The following is an 18948-nucleotide window of genomic DNA, read 5'->3' on the forward strand; positions in this document are numbered from 1 at the left end:
ATGAACTCCATCAAAACGCTCTTTGCCCAAGGGTTATGGACAAACAACTCAGCCTTAGTGCAATTACTTGGTCTATGCCCTTTGCTGGCGGTTTCCTCCACAGCAACAAACGCCTTAGGCTTAGGTATTGCGACAACATTAGTGCTATTTTGCACCAATGTGGCTGTTTCTAGCTTACGTCGTTGGGTTCCCTCTGAAATTCGTATCCCAATTTATGTTATGATAATTGCGTCTGTCGTCAGTGCTGTGCAATTACTGATCAACGCATACGCCTACGGTTTATACCAATCGTTGGGGATCTTTATTCCATTAATAGTCACCAACTGTATTGTTATTGGCCGTGCTGAAGCCTTCGCTGCTAAAAATGAAGTCTTTCCTTCTGCCATTGATGGTTTAGCAATGGGATTAGGGGCAACAGCCGCACTCTTTGTGTTAGGCGCGATCCGTGAAATTTTAGGTAACGGAACATTATTTGACGGTGCAGATTTATTGTTAGGCGAATGGGCTCAAGTATTAAGAGTTGAGATAATACATTTAGACTCACCCTTCTTACTCGCCATTTTGCCACCAGGTGCTTTTATCGGCTTAGGCTTTATGTTGGCAGCAAAATACCTTATCGATGAAAGACAGAAAAAGCGCAGCGCTTTGACAACGAAAACTTACGAAAAAGAGCAAGGCTGTGGTAGTCATATCGTTAAAAATTAATTTGTGAGCATAATGAATCAAGCAAAACGTATTGAAATTCTAACTCGGTTGCGTGATAACAATCCGCAACCTACGACAGAGCTAAAATTTGACTCTCCGTTTGAACTATTGATCTCCGTGTTACTCTCTGCACAAGCGACCGATGTGAGTGTCAATAAGGCAACTGCTAAACTTTATCCAGTTGCCAATACACCACAAGCGATACTCAATTTAGGGGTGGATGGTCTTAAAGAATATATTAAAACCATTGGCCTCTATAATACTAAAGCTGAAAATGTGATTAAGACCTGTCAAATCTTAGTCGATAAACATAACAGTGAAGTTCCTGAAAACAGAGAAGCCCTAGAAGCCTTACCTGGTGTTGGTCGTAAAACAGCAAATGTCGTTTTAAACACAGCATTTGGTTGGCCAACCATTGCTGTCGATACACATATCTTTAGAGTAAGTAATCGCACAGGTTTCGCCCCCGGTAAAAATGTCAATGAAGTAGAACAAAAACTGTTAAAGGTTGTTCCGGCAGAATTTAAAGTTGATTGTCACCATTGGCTTATTCTTCATGGTCGTTATACCTGTATTGCACGAAAACCACGGTGTGGCTCTTGTATTATTGAAGATCTGTGTGAATTTAAAGAAAAAACAGATCCTGAATAATTTTTTACCGATTTGTCTGTTTTTCTGATGCAATATTACTTGCGTCACTACATACAATCGAATAAAACTATTGCCCACTTTTTATTATTAAAACTGCCGACTTTCCGGAAAAATATGTTTCAAGACAATCCGCTGCTTGCACAGCTAAAACAGCAACTCCATGCCCAGACACCGCGCGTGGAAGGCCTTGTAAAGGGAACAGATAAAGGCTTTGGCTTCCTTGAAGTTGATGGTCAGAAAAGCTATTTTATTCCCCCTCCGCAAATGAAAAAAGTGATGCACGGCGACCGAGTTATTGCTGCCGTTCATACAAACGGTGATAAAGAATCGGTTGAACCCGAAGAATTAGTCGAACCTTTCTTAACACGTTTTGTCGGCCGTATTCAGAAAAAAGAAGGTGATAACCGTCTGTGGATAATCCCAGACCATCCTCTTTTAAAAGATGTGATCCCTTGCCGTCCAGCTCAAGGTTTAACGCATAGCTTTGTGGATCAAGATTGGGCAGTTGCCGTAATGCGTCGCCACCCACTGAATAAAGGTGATAAAGGTTTTCAAGCAGAAATAACTGACTATATTACGGATAAAGATGATCACTTCGCACCTTGGTGGGTGACCTTAATGCGTCATCAACTTGAACGTGATGCCCCTGAAATGGGTGACGAAGCGCTAACATTACATGACGCATTACCTCGCGAAGATCTGACTTCTCTCTCCTTTGTCACTATTGATAGTGCCTCAACAGAAGATATGGATGACGCGCTCTTTATTCGTAAAGAAGATAACGGCCAATTAACACTATTTATCGCAATCGCCGATCCTACGGCTTATATTCTGCCAAATAGCGAATTAGATAAAATTGCGGCACAACGCGCGCTGACTAATTATCTGCCTGGCTTTAATATCCCAATGTTACCTCGTGAGCTATCTGATAACATTTGCTCATTACGTCCTAATGAAAAGCGCCCAGCATTAGTCTGCCAAGTCAGCATTGCACAAGATGGTGCATTACATGAAGACATTCACTTCTATTCTGCATGGGTAGAATCAAAAGCTAAACTGGTTTATGACAACATTTCAGATTGGCTAGAAGGTGAAAACTCACAATGGCAACCTGAAAATGAAATGGTTCATGAGCAAGTGATGTTATTAAAAGAGATGTGTGAAAAACGTCATGAATGGCGTGAAAAACATGCTCTAGTCTTTAAAGAACGTCCTGATTACCGTTTTATTCTTGATGAAGGCGGTAATGTTTTAGATATCGTTGCAGAAAAACGTCGTATCGCAAACCGCATTGTCGAAGAAGCAATGATCACAGCCAATATCTGTGCAGCTAAAGTGCTGGCGAAAAACTTAGGCTTTGGTGTTTATAACGTTCATACTGGTTTTGATCCACTCTATATCGATCAAGTTGTACAGACCTTAAAAGATAACGGTATTGAAACAACATCTGAACGTTTATTAACGCTTGAAGGCTTCTGCCAATTACGTCGTGAACTTGATAACCAACCGAATCAATTCCTTGATAGTCGTATTCGTCGTTACCAAAACTTTGCTGAAATCAAATCAGAGCCAGGCCCACACTTTGGTTTAGGTTTAGAAGCTTATGCAACATGGACTTCACCAATTCGTAAATACAGTGATATTTTAAATCACCGTTTACTCAAAGCGATTATCAGCAAAGAACCCGCTGAAAAGCCACAAGAAGAAGATGGTATTCGTATTGCAGAACGCCGTCGTGCTAATCGTATGGCTGAGCGTGATGTGGGTGATTGGTTATATGCACGTTTCTTAAAACCTTTTGCTGGTACTGAAACATCATTTAATGCAGAAATTATTGATATTACGCGTGGTGGTGTTCGTGTCCGTTTAGTTGAAAATGGTGCGGTCGCCTTTATTCCGGCTCCTTTCTTACATGCTGTGCGTGATGAAATTCAATGTAGTCAAGAAACGGGGACAGTGATTGTGAAAGGCGAAAGTGCTTATAAACTCAATGATATCATTCCTGTTCGTATCGAAGATGTAAAACTGGAAACACGTAATATCGTTGCTCGCCCTATCTAATTAGTCTGTGGTCGGTATACAATAAAACTGATGGTTCATTTTAAGCCATCAGTTTTTTTATGCCCCTTATCTTTGCTAGACACAACACTAGAAGTTTAAAGGGAATAAAAAAGGGATCTTTTATGGTATTAAGAAAATAGAACACTCAGACCATAAATTTAGTAAATAACGAATGGATTGAATTAATGAAAGACAAAGTACAAATTAGTCGTTTTTTAAGTTATATATTACGTCATGCCCCTGAAAGTATTGGTTTAACATTAGATGATCAAGGTTGGGGAGAAATATCAACATTAATTTCATTAGCACAGAAAAATGGAACACCACTAACCCTTAAGTTAATTAAAGACGTTGTAGAAACCAATGATAAAAAGCGTTTTGCTATCTCAGAAGATGGACTTTTTATTCGTGCCGTTCAAGGACACTCTCTTAAGACTACGGTTGATTACCAAGCTATTACTCCTCCTAAAATACTTTATCACGGCACGGCTACTCGCTTTATCACCAGCATTTTTGATCAAGGCTTAATACCAAATGGTCGTCAATACGTTCACCTTTCACAAGATTATAAAACAGCCGTGAATGTCGGCAATCGTCATGGAAAAGCCGTTGTTTTAACGGTGGATAGTGAAAAAATGTTTAGTGAAGGTTTTGAATTTTATCAAGCAGATAATGGTGTTTGGCTAACACTTTCAGTACCAGCTAAATATCTAAAAATCGATGAGAATGAATAGAATGAAATGCAAAAAAATAGGTGACAATGTCACCTATGATATTATTGATGAACTCGCTGTTTTACTAATAATTAATCAGAATAACCTGTGATCGTAATTTTAGAGCCTTTCTTATCTTCTTCCATACTATAAATCAGCCACCAGCAAGTTTAACTTTCATTCCTTTGGCTTCTAATAGCGATTTAATTAAATCACGCTTATCGCCTTGGATCTCAATTAAACCGTCTTTGACACTACCACCACAGCCACATTTTTTCTTCAATTCAGCCGCTAGTTTGACTAACTCTGCATCATCCAGATCAATACCTGAAACAACACAAACCCCTTTGCCTTTACGTCCACTAGTTTGGCGTTGAATACGCACAATACCATCACCAGCAGGGCGTACTGGCTTTTGTTCTTCTTCTTTTATGCGACCTGTATCTGTGGAATAAACCAAACGAGAGTTATTATCCATTTACATACCTTGTATAGAACGATTAATTTGTTGCAATGTTTCAAGAGGATTATCACTACGTGTAATAGGACGTCCAATCACCATATAATCAACCCCTGCTACAATGGCTTGTTCTGGTGTCATGACGCGACGCTGATCGCCAACATCACTTCCTGCAGGGCGAATACCTGGAGTCACTAATAAGAAATCATCACCACAAACTTGTTTAAAACGCGTTGCCTCATGAGCAGAACAGACAACACCATCAAGACCACAAGATTTTGTCAGTAATGCCAAGCGCTCTGCTTGTTCTGCAGGCGTCAATGTTATTCCCAATTCAATCAAATCAGATTGATCCATACTGGTAAGTACAGTCACTGCTGTTAAAAGTGGCGCATCTTTACCAAAGGCTGCTAGACTCTCTTTAGCCGCACGCATCATACGACTTCCACCACTCGCGTGTACATTGACCATCCATATACCTAAATCAGCCGCCGCTGCAACTGCTCTTGCAACGGTATTGGGAATATCATGAAATTTTAAATCTAAGAAAATATCAAACCCTTCTTTTTGTAATTGAGTCACAAATTGAGGTCCAAAACGGGTAAACATCTCTTTACCAATTTTTAAACGACAAGATGAGGGATCAATACGCTGTGCAAAATCTAATGCACTTTTTTGGTCTTCATAGTCTAGTGCCACAATAACGGGCGCGCAGGTAAGCTCGGGCGATTTTTTATCACAATGAAATGACATCTTAGGGCCTTTATTTATAAAGAGACTATTAAAAAAGTGACATCATCACTGACCATCTAAACCGCGAATAGGTTTAACGGTATCCCATGAACGACAGGATGGACAATGCCAATATAATGCATGAGAGGTAAAACCACATTTATGACATCGATAATCTGGTTTTGTGCGAATTTGTTCACCCACCATATAGCGCAATAAGATAAGGCTCTCTTTGGCACGTCCTTCTTCCGCTTCAGCTAAATGGTAACGCATTAAACGATAGAATAGACGCATGGTTGGATGACGTTCTAATTGACGATTAATGTATAACTGAGCCGCTTCAATACCTTCTTTAGCTTCAATAATGTCTGCAAGGTAAAGCTCCGCAATTGCACCACAATTACTATCTACACATTGACGTAAATAAGCTTCCCAACGAGAAGTATCACCTTGAGCTTGGAAACATTCAAAAAGCATAGGTAAGGTTTCACTGACCATCTCTTTATCTTGCTCAATAACTTTCATTAAAACATCAATAGCTTTTTGTTTATCATCACGAGCAATATAAATACGACCATACATAATTGAAACACGGGCACAAAAAGGATCCATTTGCCCTGCTTTTTGCAACAAATTAATCGCGCTATCAAGATTATCACTGCTCATTTCTTGAAGTGCCAATTCACAATAAAAATGTGAAATTTGTTCTTTTAATTCATGCTGACCTAATTTAACTAATTTTTCAGCCGTCTCTATCGCTTTTCCCCAATCACTGGTTAACTGATAAATAGCCAACAAGGATTGTAGAGCACTTTGGCGAAATTCTTGTTCATCAATAAGTTGCTGAAACATATTTTCAGCTCGATCGTAAACACCCGCCGCCACATAGTCACGCCCTAACTGTTGAACAGCAAGTAGACGTTGATCAAAGGAAAGCGCAGCACTCTCCATTAACGATTGGTGGATACGAATAGCTCGTTCGACTTCGCCACGAGAGCGAAAAAGATTACCTAAAGTAAGATGAGCTTCAAAAGCTGAACTATCTTCTTTAAGCATTTCGAGGAAAAGATCAACGGCTTTATCTTGTTGATCAGAGAGTAAAAAGTTAACACCCGCCACATACTCACGTGACAGGCGATCGGCATTCTGCTGTTTGTCCTGTTGAGCGCCGCGACGCCCCATATACCAGCCGTAAGCCGCCGCGACAGGTAATAACAGAAACAGCAATTCTAGCATCAGCTATCGTCCTTATTTCGTAGCGGAAGCAACCGTTGGGCGACTTTCTTGGCTTTCTTGTTTTGTTTGGGCGCTTTCAAGACGTTTAATTTTACGCTTTGCTCGGCCTAGTGATAAGCGTACACGTAGATAAAAAACACCACTTACAATCCAACCAAGTACAAAGCCCACACCAAACAGGATCGCTAACAAGGTAGAAATACGATATTCACCTTGAGCAATAAGGTAATTAAATGTGACTACCTGATCGTTATTTGAGCCTAAAGTCATGGCAATCACCACGATGGCAAGAACAAGAATAACCAAAATAAAAAGTAGGACTTTTTTCACATTATTTCCTTTTTTATTCTCTTTTCTTTAGTAGACAGATAAAGGTAGCATTTTCACTGCGCACAAAGAAAGTCATTTCTTAGAATCATCTGATTTTCGTATATTTTTTCACATAAATATCGAAAAAGACATTCTGTATCTCAAAAATAAGGGCTATCGTCAGGATTTGAGCAATAAACGTCGCTCAATCACCTTAAATGCACACCAAACCAGCACTGTGCTAATAAGAATACCGACAATCACATCAGATGCCCAGTGCATTCCTAATACAATACGCCCTACCGTGACATCTATCCCCCATAATAACCCGAGTGACGCTAAAAAATAATGACGACGCAACATAAAAAGGACAAAAACAAATAATGCGAGTGTGGCTGAAAATAAACTATGACCAGACGGAAAAGCATAACCCGTCTCAGCTTTCCAATATTGAAGTTGCCATTCAGGGATCACCGATGAATTAACTAATCCATTTTGGAGTAATTGTTCTCGCTCAGGTCTTGATACTTGATAAAAAGCCTCTGGTGTAATGTGTAAATTTTCACTGACCCAAACAACATAAGGACGAGGTTCTTTTACTGTATTTTTAACCGCAACCTTAATTAATTGGCCAATAGATAATGTAATAATAATTATCACTGCCAATTGAATAAAATGGTTACGTTTTAATTTCAAAGCGATAAAGAGCAACGCTAAAAAAATAATAACCGTCACAGCTCCCCAAGGTTTCGCAGCACTATCTGCTATCCATAATGTACTTATGCCACCGAAAGGGTGATCAGTAGGTTGCCATTTCCAACCCAATATCAACACGGCACTTGGTATGATTAAGAGCAACATACTACCTAATAGAATCAACTTTGCCATTTGCTTACTCAATATATTGTCCCTTCTCAAATACAAATGTTATCTTCCACTTACAGCTAAAGATTATCAGTATAAACGATGCAAGTTTAGCAATAAATCATTATGCAAGAAGGTGCAAAATCTGATAATTTGTATTGGTGTGAATTTATAAGTGTGTGTTATCCAATTTCCTTGCCTATCAGACATGGAAGTATTTCAGTGTTTTATTTCTCTTTGTTCTCGTTATAAAGTGTATAATCTTGAACTTGAACGAGAGTTTCACCTGAAATTATGAGTCAAAAAATAATGAAATTAAGACGTATCGCAGAAGCAAAACTACCTACTCCTTTTGGTGAGTTTTTAATGGTTGGTTTTGAAGAAATCGCAACAGGTAAAGATCATGTCGCCCTTGTTTATGGCGATATTTCAGGCTCCGAGCCTGTATTATCTCGTATTCATTCAGAATGTTTAACGGGTGATGCTTTATTTAGCCTACGTTGTGATTGTGGTTTCCAACTTGAAGCCGCACTTTCACAAATAAGCAAAACAGGTCGGGGCGTATTACTTTATCATCGCCAAGAAGGGCGAAATATTGGATTACTAAATAAAATACGTGCTTATGCGTTACAAGATAAAGGATTAGATACCGTTGAAGCAAACCTCGAGTTAGGTTTTAAAGCTGATGAACGTGATTTTACCCTTTGTGCTGATATGTATAACCTATTAGGTGTTCATGAAGTTCGATTATTAACCAATAATCCGAAGAAAATTGAAATAATGAAAGCGGCAGGGATTAATGTTATTGAAAGAGTTCCTTTGATCGTCGGACGTAATCCAAGTAATGCACATTATCTTGATACTAAAGCCGATAAAATGGGCCATCTTTTATTTAAGAAAGTGCAATAATACAGCAACAACACAGCATTAATTCTTTTCAAATCCGAGTCTAAGCGCTCGGATTTTTTATTTATTCCTTTTATTCTATTAATTAGTAAACTTATATTTCATAAAATGTCCTTTTTATTAATTAAAGCTTTTATTATTACTAATAAAAAATTTAATAGTTAAATTTTAGTATGTATTCTATTTAAAACAGAAAGATGGTATTTTTTATTGAGAGTGAAACTCGCCTTACACCTATATTACTTATAGAAAGTGTATAAAATTAATAACTAGTGATTAAATTTAATCTCAATATAAAAATTAATAGGCTAATTTCACTTTATTATCTAACATGAAAATTAATTTATTATTTTCATCTGCTTTAACTGAAACATTAGCACCATTCCCATATTGATCTCGAATAATACAATCCATTTTGTCTTCTTTCTTACTTGAAGAAAATGGTAGACCATAGTTTATACTATAAGTCCAGAAACATAATCCTACTCTTTCTTTATTAATTGATGTTATTTGAATTGAGGACATTTTATCAAAATGGAAATTCTTTGTATAATAACCAGAAGGATCGAATAAAACCGATTGATCCGTTGATGTACCTATTAATTGATAATTATTTTTATGATAATAATAAAAATCTTTATTTTCCTCACACTCTGCACTTGTTGTTATTGCACCGCCATTACCATTAAATGCAAGGTAATACTTAGACAGCGTTCCACCGGGCATTAACACATTTTTTTCTACTTCTGGGTATATTAGCGGATCAATATCCATATCCTCTTTTGTAAAAACGCGGGGCGGTATCACATTTAATGTTACAACACTCTGCCGATATATAGGACTATTAGGTCTAAAAGCGGTTGTATATTTTGTACCATTGGCAGTAAATTGTGCACATAGTTTTAAAGTATCCATGATTTTATCAACAGATACATACCATATACATGCTGAATAATTTATTTGCTCATAATAATTATCACTGTGAGGATAAATATAACCCTTTGCTTCTTTAGAAATATGTATATCTGAATTTAACGCTTCATTTTTATCATCAACAATAAAAATATTTTTATGCATTTCTTCTTCTGACACTTTAAAATGTCTTTTTTCTTTATCTAGTACAATTAAACCAACACCGATAGGAACTTGATGTTTACCATTTACACAAATATTTGATTCTTGATCCAGGTGATTAATATAAAAAGTAAATTGTATTACACTTTCAATATCTTCCCAATTACCTATATAATATTCAATTTTTTCATTACCTGATATGACGGAATTCCCTTCAACAATAGCATCATTAAAAACAACCGCATTACCTTCAATTTTTGCATTTCCTCTAACACTAGCTCTATTTTTAATGCTCGCGTTTTGTGTGACTACAGCAGAATCATATATTTCTGCATTATCAGATACTGATGCATTACCTGAAATTATCGCATTATCATAAACTTTAGCATTTTTAGATATTATTGCATTTTCTATCACTTTCGCATTACCAAATACCATTGCATCATCATAAATAAAACAACCACCTTCTCGACTTAAATTACTTTCATTTTCAATCCATCCCCCTGGACTACCAGTATATACTCTTTTAATTTTAAACAGGGTAACACCATTATATTCTTTTGATTCATTTGTAATAATATATTTTTTCATTATACGCCTCGCGTCTATTTAATATAATCTTATTAAAATAGAAACTCCTCCAAAACAAGAACCATTGGAATAATATAAAGAAAAAAATAATTAGGTAACATTAAATAAAAAAATAGACCTATTAATTTAAAATAGAAAGACAGTATTTAAAATTTTAAATACTGTCTTTTATGATAATAACTTAATATTTTTTATCTATGTTATTAGAATATTATTTATAACATATTTCTAATCACATAATGCAATATACCACCATGTTGGAAATAAGCTAATTCGGTTTGAGTATCAATACGACAACGCGCCATAATAGTTTCAGTACGATTATCTGCAAAAGTAATATTAACCGCGATATCTTGGCTCGGTATTAATGCATTAAGCCCTGTGATCTCAATTTTCTCATCCCCTTTTAAGCCTAATGTTTGACGAGATACCCCTTTAGGAAACTCTAAAGGTAACACCCCCATACCGATTAAGTTAGAACGGTGAATACGCTCAAAAGAGCCTGCAATGACAGCTCGTACTCCTAATAAACGCGTTCCCTTCGCAGCCCAATCTCGGCTAGAACCAGAACCATATTCACTACCGGCAATAATCACCAGTGGCGTATCTTCTTGTTGATAACGCATGGCTGCATCATAAATAGCCAGTGTTTCGCCGGTTGGAATATGCTTGGTAAAACCACCTTCAACGCCTGGTACCATCTCGTTACGAATACGAATATTGGCAAATGTGCCTCGCATCATTACTTCATGATTGCCGCGTCTTGATCCATAAGAGTTAAAATCTTTCGGCTCGACACCATGTTCACGTAAATAACGCCCTGCAGGACTATCCTCCTTAATATTACCTGCGGGTGAAATATGATCCGTTGTCACCGAATCACCTAAAATAGCCAAAATACTGGCTTGATGAATATCTTTAATCGGAGCTGGCACTTTTGACATTCCTTCAAAGAAAGGAGGATGTCGAATATAGGTAGAATCTGGTTGCCAATCATAAACAGGAGTATCTTGTATTTGCAGTGATTTCCATGTCTCATCACCTTCAAACACGGCAGAGTACTCTTTATGGAACATCTCTGTTTTCACTTTTTCGACAGCATCAGCAATCGCCTTGCTGTCTGGCCAAATATCTTTTAAATAAACAGGAGCACCCTGTTTATCTTTACCTAATGGCTCTTTAGTAAGATCGATATTCATATTTCCTGATAAGGCATAAGCGACCACTAAAGGCGGTGATGCTAACCAGTTGGTTTTCACTAAGGGATGAATTCGACCTTCAAAGTTACGGTTACCAGATAATACAGCCGCAATAGTTAAGTCATTATCCTTAATCGCACTTTCAATCGGTGCTAATAAAGGTCCTGAGTTACCAATACATGTTGTGCAACCATACCCCACAAGATTAAACCCTAATTTATCAAGATAAGGTGTTAGTCCTGCTAAATTAAGATAATCCGTCACCACTTTCGAGCCTGGAGCCAAAGAAGATTTAACCCAAGGTTTACGCTGTAATCCTTTTTCTACCGCATTTTTAGCCAGTAATCCGGCTGCCATTAAGACATTAGGGTTTGATGTATTGGTACATGATGTGATTGCCGCAATAACGACAGCACCATCGGTTAACTCAAAAGCAGGATAATCATCAATTTTTACTTGAGGAAATTGCACCAGTGGTTTCTTATTGGTTTCAAGATCGACTGCGGCTTTAAATGCCTTAGGTACACTCGGTAAATTAACTCTATCTTGAGGACGTTTAGGCCCTGCAAGGCTTGCCTCAACGGTTCCCATATCTAGCGATAATGTTGACGTAAAGATAGGTTCATCGCCTGTGTGTCTCCATAGACCTTGCTCTTTGCTATACGCTTCAACAAGTGCAATCTCTTGCTCTTCACGTCCTGTTAAACGCAAATAATCAAGAGTGATATCATCTATTGGAAAGAATCCGCAGGTCGCGCCATATTCTGGCGACATATTCGCTATTGTTGCACGATCGGCTAAAGGTAATGATGCTAAACCATCGCCATAAAACTCCACAAATTTACCTACAACACCATGCGCACGCAACATCTGTGTGACGGTTAATACCAGATCAGTTGCCGTGATCCCTTCACGTAATTTTCCTGTCAGTTTAAAACCAACAACATCTGGAATTAGCATAGAGATAGGTTGACCTAACATTGCAGCTTCTGCTTCAATGCCTCCTACCCCCCAACCTAACACGCCAAGGCCATTGATCATGGTGGTATGAGAATCCGTACCGACTAATGTATCAGGATAAGCTACATGATGCCCATTTTGCATTTCAGACCAAATAGCTTTGCCTAAATACTCAAGATTTACCTGATGACAAATTCCTGTCCCTGGCGGCACGACACGGAAGCGTTCAAAGGATTGTTGTCCCCAACGCAAGAAAAGGTAGCGTTCATAGTTACGCTCCATTTCAATTTCCACGTTTTCAGCAAACGCATTTTTACTGGCATATTCATCAACCATAACAGAGTGGTCAATAACTAGATCAACGGGTGATAATGGATTAACTTTATCCACTTGCCCACCTAAAGATTTCACAGCTTCACGCATAGCCGCTAAATCAACAACCGCAGGCACACCTGTAAAATCTTGCATCAGCACCCTTGCAGGTCGATACGCAATTTCACGTGATGCATGAGCTGTTTTTTGCCACTCAACTAGCGCCTTAATATCCTCGTCAACGACTGTATCACCATCGAGATGACGCACTAAGTTTTCTAGTAACACCTTCAGTGATTTAGGAAGACGGGTAATATCACCTAACTGGCGAGCAACTTCTGAAAGACGGTAGTACTCATATTTTTGAGATCCGACTAAGAGCGTGGAATGGCTCTCTTTCTTCAAACGTAACGACATAGCTCCTCCTTCTTATTTTTATACTGACAGCATGTTCAAACTATCAAAATAGGTAAGGTTATTTATTAAACATACCATATAACGTTGAATTTCGCTTAAAGACCACACAATTTGTAAACACAATGTTATGGCTGTCATATTGTTAATAAATTTTGGTCTCTAAATTTTCACTTAATTAAGTTTTAATGAAGGAGGTATAACTACGTAAGGATAATATTTATGACTAATAAACAATCTGATTTACTCAAAAACATTATGAATGCTGATCACTATTTTGCGGAACCTGTTACTCCTCCTTTTCCACAAACCTTATCGATGAATGCATTACATTCTCAAAATATAAAAGATTCAGAAGGTTTGGTGCAATTTATCATTGCGTCGCCAAAACCTTTTGAGCCTTCTGAAATAGAAAAAATGTCACAACTTAAAAATATCCAAATTGGGCTTATTTCTATTATGGCAAACCATCTTGCCGCATTAAAAAAAGAGGATAATGAAGCCTATTATCGTCCCGAACATTGGTTAGACACGCTCAACCATTTACCACTTCTAGGGCACAATAAAGTTGAGACAAAGAAACTTCATAAACAAACCTTTGATTTTTCTGTTGCTCAAGCGTTTATTCAATTATTACTAGGAGCTGCAATCAATGCCACCTCTCCTGCACTTGGAGAATTTATTGATTTTTTACGAACTCAAGGACAAAAAATAGAAGTTGGCTTACGAAAATCATTAGACAGCTATCAAACGATAACTATTGCGGGGATCACGGAGATCCTCAATCATAATAATCATCTTATTTTTGTTCCAAAGCTGAAAATTTTGAGCCTACGTTTTTCTTATCAATCAGCGAAAATGCTACTCGCTAGCTGTATAGGTAGTAAATTTACCCTCTCTTTAGAGTACACCACCATTACCTCTATTTTTGATACTAGTGCTCTTGATGATCCACTGATTAATCAGCAGTTTTATGATTTTTTGAATAAGTATCGTCAGCTAAGTATTGCAAAATCAGACGCTTTTTTTAGTGGGGATTTTTATTTGAAATGAGTAATCACAACAATTAGGTTTATGAACACGCTTGAAGGCGGGAATAACCCGCCTTTCAGTATTACACTAATGGTAATTCAATATCTTTAAATAACTCTTCAATCTCTTCATTTGTTCGTAACGCAACAGCTTGCTCAATCAAATTACGCGTAAGATGAGGGGCAAAACGCCACATAAAATCATACATATAACCACGTAAGAAACCACTGCGTCGAAATGCAATTTTAGTAGTGCTATAACTAAATTTATCACGCATATCAATAGCAACTAAATCACTATCAAGTACGGGATCAAATGCCATACTGGCAATTACACCAATACCTAAATGCAGTCTCACATAAGTTTTAATGACATCCGCATCAGTTGCAGTGAAAACTATTTTAGGTTTTAACCCTACTTTACCGAATGCATCATCAAGATCTGAACGTCCTGTAAAACCTTGGGTATAAGTAACGATATCGTAATCTGCAAGCTCTTTTAACGTTACTTCTCGTTTTTGTGCCAGAGGATGATCTTTTGACACCACTACAATACGGTTCCAACGATAACAAGGTAGCATCACTAAATCGTTATAAAGATGCAGCGATTCTGTCGCTATCGCAAAATCACTTTTACCTCTGCATACATCTTCAGCAATTTGCGTTGGCGAACCTTGGTTCATATGCAGTGAAACATCTGGATAGCGCTCAATAAATCCTTTTATTACAGGAGGTAATACATAACGAGCTTGCGTATGCGTTGTTGCAATCGATAGTGAACCTCTATCTGGATAAGTGTGTTCGCCCGCAGCTGAACGAATAGCTTCTGTTTTTGATAAAATCTCTCGAGATAGCCTTACAATTTCTTCACCCGCTGGTGTCACATGCGTTAAATGCTTCCCACTACGAGAAAATATTTGTATACCGAGCTCATCCTCTAACATACGAATTTGTTTACTTATTCCCGGTTGAGATGTATACAAACGCTCTGCCGTGGTCGAAACATTTAAATCGTTATTCACCACTTCAACGATATAACGCAACTGTTGTAATTTCATGGAGAGGCTATCCCTTCAACAAAAGACTTATTATTCCGTTATTCTATTTATATTCATATAACTAAAAAGAATAATAAAGATGTAATATATAACCACTATATCATTTATTTCATTTCGGTCTAACGTAATTAATAGTGTTATTTAGATTTTGTTATATCGAATAGTTATAAGCTATAAAGAAGCATAAAAAAAGCCGACCTTATTTGTCAGCTTTTACCCCATAATAATAGTGGCACTAAATTATTTAATCACACCACATGCCATTCTTGCGCCACCACCGCCAAGAGCCTCAGGATCATCAGAATAATTGTCCCCTCCCACATGCACCATAATTGCTTTATCTTTTACTTGCTCAAGCTTAGTGAGTTTTGGTGCTAATACTGCGTAATCAGCAACACCTTTATCATTGACAACTAATCCTGGTAAATCGCCTAAATGCCCATCTTTATTATAAGGCCCCAAGTGAACACCGACTTTTTCAGGATCTAAATGCCCTCCCGCTTTTAAAGCAGGTACAGGTTTGCCATCTTTCATATCTGGCTCACAAGAACCATTAGCATGAATATGAAAACCATGAATACCCGGTGTTAATCCGGAAAGTTTTGGCGTAAATAACAGCCCATAATCAGTTTCAGTGATAGTGACAACACCAATATCGTTACCAGCACCCGTTGGTAACGCTTCTTTTAACGTGACATCTAACGTTGCAGCACTTGCCACTGAAGTGAAGAGTAAGCTAGATAGTAACAAAGGTATCAGTTTCATAGTATCTCCGTCTTATTATTAGCAAGGTAAAGCATCAGACAAATAGAAATTAACCATTAATACTGTTTTGGTATATTTAATTAGCATACCTTCTTAATACAAAAAAGCGACTAACTCTCATTAGTCGCTTTTTTATTTACCACGTAATGTCAATGTTATTTGGTTTTTTCAACCCACTTGCCATCGACATAAAATGCAGACCAACCTGTTGCTTTACCCTCTTTCTCTGAAGAAACATATTGCTGTTTTGTTTTACGACTAAAACGCACAATAGTTGGGTTTCCTTCAGGATCAGCCACTGGAGCTTCTGCTAAATAACGCATTTTCTCTGCTAAACGGTCTTTAAAGCGCACCAGTTCTTCTACTTTTGGTGCTCGCGTTTCTCTTGATTTAGGGAAGGTATTTGCGGCTAAGAATACACCCGCGGCACCATCACGTAAGACAAAATACGCATCCGATTTTTCACACGGCAACTCAGGAAGCGGTACAGGATCTTCCTTTGGTGGCGCAATCTCACCACTTTTTAAGATTTTACGGGTATTTTTACATTCATCATTGGTGCAACCCATGTATTTACCAAAACGCCCCATTTTCAGGTGCATTTCAGCGCCACATTTATCACACTCTATGACTGGCCCTTCGTAACCTTTTAAGCGGAATTCACCCTCTTCGACTTCATAACCATCACATGCAGGGTTATTACCACAAACATGTAATTTACGATGCGTGTCAATCAGGTAACTGTCCATTGCAGTACCACATTTCGGGCAACGACGACGAGCTCGTAATGCGTTAGTTTCTGCATCTTCCCCTTCCAGAATATTCAATAATTCATCTTCAGGAATAAGGTTAATAGTCTGTTTACAACGCTCTTTAGGCGGTAAAGCATACCCAGAACATCCTAAGAATACGCCTGTTGTCGCCGTTCTAATTCCCATATGACGAGAACAAGTTGGGCATTCAATCGACGTGATTACCATTGGATTTGGCCGCATTCCACCTTCTTCAGGATCTTTTTCAGCGACCTCTAGTTGCTGACTAAAATCGCTGAAGAACGCATCTAATACTTCTTTCCAGTTCTCTTCATTATTGGCAACATGGTCAAGGTGATCTTCCATTTGCGCAGTAAAATCGTAATTCATTAAATCGCTAAAATTCTCTTCTAAGCGATCGGTTACAATTTCACCCATTTTTTCTGCATAAAAGCGACGGTTTTCAACTTTCACATAACCACGATCTTGAATGGTAGAGATGATAGATGCATACGTTGAAGGACGGCCAATTCCACGTTTTTCTAATTCTTTAACTAACGTTGCTTCGCTAAAACGTGCTGGTGGCTTGGTAAAGTGCTGAGTTGGCTCTAACTCAGCTAAAGCCAGTGTTGCCCCTACATCAACCGCAGGTAAAGTTTTATCTTCATCTTTATTCCGCATCGCTGGCATGACTTTCGTCCAACCTGCAAAACGCAAAGTACGACCTTTAGCCCGGAGTTTATAATCACCTGCTTCGACGGTTAATGTCGTTGAATCGTATTTTGCTGGTGTCATTTGACAAGCAACAAATTGATTCCAAATCAGTTGGTATAAACGTTTGGCATCGTTATCCATATCTTTTAAAGATTCAGCGATAACATTAATATCAGAAGGTCGGATAGCTTCATGCGCTTCTTGAGAATTTTCTTTGCTCGAATAAACATTTGGCTCTTTCGGCAAATATTTAGCACCAAAATTCTCATTGATATAATCGCGCGCCATTTGAATGGCATCCTGACTTAAGTTAGTTGAGTCAGTACGCATATAAGTTATATAACCAGCTTCATAAAGGCGCTGAGCAAGCATCATCGTCTTTTTCACACCAAAGCTTAAACGTGTACTTGCCGCTTGCTGTAAGGTTGATGTGATAAGCGGTGCACTTGGTTTACTTGATGTTGGTCTATCTTCACGATCTTTTACCGTGAAGGCCGCATTTTGTAATGCCTTAACCGCTACCTGAGTTTCATCAGATGAAACAGGGTTGAAGGCTTTATCATTATAATGCGTGACTTCCATACGCAGAGGCTGTTCATCAGGCGTTAATAATGATGCATGTAATTGCCAATATTCTTCAGGAACAAAGGCTTTAATTTCACGCTCACGTTCAACTAAAAGACGCACAGCAACTGATTGAACTCGACCCGCAGATAATCCACGAGCAACTTTTTTCCAAAGTAAAGGTGAAACCATATAGCCCACAACACGATCCATAAAGCGACGTGCTTGTTGCGCGTTAACGCGATCTATATTTAACTCACCTGGAGTTTGGAAAGCTTGTGTAATAGCATTTTTAGTGATTTCGTTAAAAACCACTCTACTAAATCGTTCATCATCACCGCCGATAACTTCGCGTAAATGCCACGCGATAGCTTCTCCTTCGCGGTCAAGGTCCGTTGCGAGATAGACATGATCAGCTTTCTCAGCCAATGCTTTTAGTTCAGCCACGACTTTTTCTTTGCCGGGTAGAATTTGATAATTCGCATTCCATCCATTATAGGGATCAACGCCCATACGACTGACTAAGGCTGACTTCTCATCCTTTTTAACTTTTTTCACGCCTTTCGTGGCGGATGAGTTTTCGCTCTTCTGGCTGCCAGAACCACTCTTTGGCAAATCACGAATGTGACCCACGCTAGATTTAACTACGTAGTCATTGCCAAGATATTTATTGATCGTTTTGGCTTTAGCCGGGGACTCCACGATAACAAGAGCTTTACCCATAATTACCTTTACCTAATTAAACTTTGTTATGACGGTATTGTTTAATACCCTCAACTAAAAAAATGTTTAAAATCTCTTTTTTATATTGCGTTAGTTTTGCAATATATCAACCTGTTTTTATTCAAAGCTTTTGTTTGAGCTCAAAACTCATGCC

General features: G+C 38.1%; 16 protein-coding genes. 6 read left to right on the forward strand and 10 right to left on the reverse strand.

Translation table 11 applies throughout. From position 1 onward, the window contains the following. The 4 genes from GWI59_RS01290 to GWI59_RS01305 all read left to right on the forward strand — a co-directional run bounded on the left by GWI59_RS01290 (position 1) and on the right by GWI59_RS01305 (position 4151). The gene (locus GWI59_RS01290; RefSeq protein WP_072063886.1) at positions 1–705 is read left to right on the forward strand and encodes an electron transport complex subunit E; all 705 of its coding nucleotides are present in this window, start codon (positions 1–3) and stop codon (positions 703–705) included. Positions 706–717: 12 nt separating this feature from the next. Next, positions 718–1356 carry an endonuclease III gene (nth, locus tag GWI59_RS01295; protein ID WP_006536938.1) on the forward strand — a complete coding sequence of 213 codons (639 nt, stop codon included), beginning with the start codon at positions 718–720 and terminating at the stop codon, positions 1354–1356. 114 nt (positions 1357–1470) lie between these two features. Beyond that, positions 1471–3417 carry an exoribonuclease II gene (locus GWI59_RS01300; protein WP_006536939.1) on the forward strand — a complete coding sequence of 649 codons (1947 nt, stop codon included), beginning with the start codon at positions 1471–1473 and terminating at the stop codon, positions 3415–3417. A gap of 185 nt (positions 3418–3602) precedes the next feature. Beyond that, positions 3603–4151: an RNA 2'-phosphotransferase gene (locus tag GWI59_RS01305; protein WP_109400385.1), complete on the forward strand. Its 549-nt coding sequence runs from the start codon at positions 3603–3605 to the stop codon at positions 4149–4151. 133 nt (positions 4152–4284) lie between these two features. On the opposite strand, the gene yciH is transcribed toward GWI59_RS01305, so the two are convergent. The 5 genes from yciH to pgpB all read right to left on the reverse strand — a co-directional run bounded on the left by yciH (position 4285) and on the right by pgpB (position 7755). Beyond that, positions 4285–4608, reverse strand: a complete 324-nt coding sequence (gene yciH / locus GWI59_RS01310) for a stress response translation initiation inhibitor YciH (RefSeq protein WP_161671558.1) — start codon at positions 4606–4608, stop codon at positions 4285–4287. After that, entirely contained in the window at positions 4609–5343 is a 735-nt protein-coding gene (pyrF, locus tag GWI59_RS01315) for an orotidine-5'-phosphate decarboxylase (protein WP_161723843.1), read from the reverse strand. It abuts the gene before it with no gap. Between the two features lie 45 nt (positions 5344–5388). After that, positions 5389–6558: a lipopolysaccharide assembly protein LapB gene (gene lapB / locus GWI59_RS01320; RefSeq protein WP_161669294.1), complete on the reverse strand. Its 1170-nt coding sequence runs from the start codon at positions 6556–6558 to the stop codon at positions 5389–5391. A gap of 12 nt (positions 6559–6570) precedes the next feature. After that, positions 6571–6888: a LapA family protein gene (locus GWI59_RS01325; protein ID WP_072063882.1), complete on the reverse strand. Its 318-nt coding sequence runs from the start codon at positions 6886–6888 to the stop codon at positions 6571–6573. A gap of 159 nt (positions 6889–7047) precedes the next feature. Next, the gene (gene pgpB / locus GWI59_RS01330) at positions 7048–7755 is read right to left on the reverse strand and encodes a phosphatidylglycerophosphatase B (protein ID WP_006536945.1); all 708 of its coding nucleotides are present in this window, start codon (positions 7753–7755) and stop codon (positions 7048–7050) included. Between the two features lie 285 nt (positions 7756–8040). On the opposite strand from pgpB, the gene ribA reads away from it, so the two are divergent. After that, positions 8041–8640 carry a GTP cyclohydrolase II gene (gene ribA / locus GWI59_RS01335; RefSeq protein WP_109400383.1) on the forward strand — a complete coding sequence of 200 codons (600 nt, stop codon included), beginning with the start codon at positions 8041–8043 and terminating at the stop codon, positions 8638–8640. A gap of 297 nt (positions 8641–8937) precedes the next feature. On the opposite strand, the gene GWI59_RS01340 is transcribed toward ribA, so the two are convergent. Then, positions 8938–10302 carry a transferase gene (locus GWI59_RS01340; protein WP_109400382.1) on the reverse strand — a complete coding sequence of 455 codons (1365 nt, stop codon included), beginning with the start codon at positions 10300–10302 and terminating at the stop codon, positions 8938–8940. 215 nt (positions 10303–10517) lie between these two features. Next, positions 10518–13190: an aconitate hydratase AcnA gene (acnA, locus tag GWI59_RS01345; RefSeq protein WP_161671559.1), complete on the reverse strand. Its 2673-nt coding sequence runs from the start codon at positions 13188–13190 to the stop codon at positions 10518–10520. 219 nt (positions 13191–13409) lie between these two features. Between acnA and GWI59_RS01350 the strand changes: the two genes are divergently transcribed. Then, complete coding sequence (locus GWI59_RS01350) at positions 13410–14240, forward strand: hypothetical protein (protein WP_109847582.1); 831 nt, start codon at positions 13410–13412, stop codon at positions 14238–14240. A gap of 61 nt (positions 14241–14301) precedes the next feature. On the opposite strand, the gene cysB is transcribed toward GWI59_RS01350, so the two are convergent. The 3 genes from cysB to topA all read right to left on the reverse strand — a co-directional run bounded on the left by cysB (position 14302) and on the right by topA (position 18794). Then, on the reverse strand, positions 14302–15276 hold the full coding sequence (gene cysB, locus GWI59_RS01355) for an HTH-type transcriptional regulator CysB (RefSeq protein ID WP_006536954.1): 975 nt from the start codon (positions 15274–15276) through the stop codon (positions 14302–14304). Between the two features lie 240 nt (positions 15277–15516). Beyond that, complete coding sequence (gene sodC, locus GWI59_RS01360) at positions 15517–16041, reverse strand: superoxide dismutase family protein (protein WP_006536955.1); 525 nt, start codon at positions 16039–16041, stop codon at positions 15517–15519. Between the two features lie 155 nt (positions 16042–16196). Next, positions 16197–18794: a type I DNA topoisomerase gene (gene topA / locus GWI59_RS01365; protein WP_072062505.1), complete on the reverse strand. Its 2598-nt coding sequence runs from the start codon at positions 18792–18794 to the stop codon at positions 16197–16199. Positions 18795–18948: the final 154 nt, after the last annotated feature.

Origin of the sequence: Proteus sp. G2673 (assembly GCF_009915125.1) — a bacterium.
In the GTDB taxonomy this organism is placed as follows: domain Bacteria; phylum Pseudomonadota; class Gammaproteobacteria; order Enterobacterales; family Enterobacteriaceae; genus Proteus; species Proteus penneri.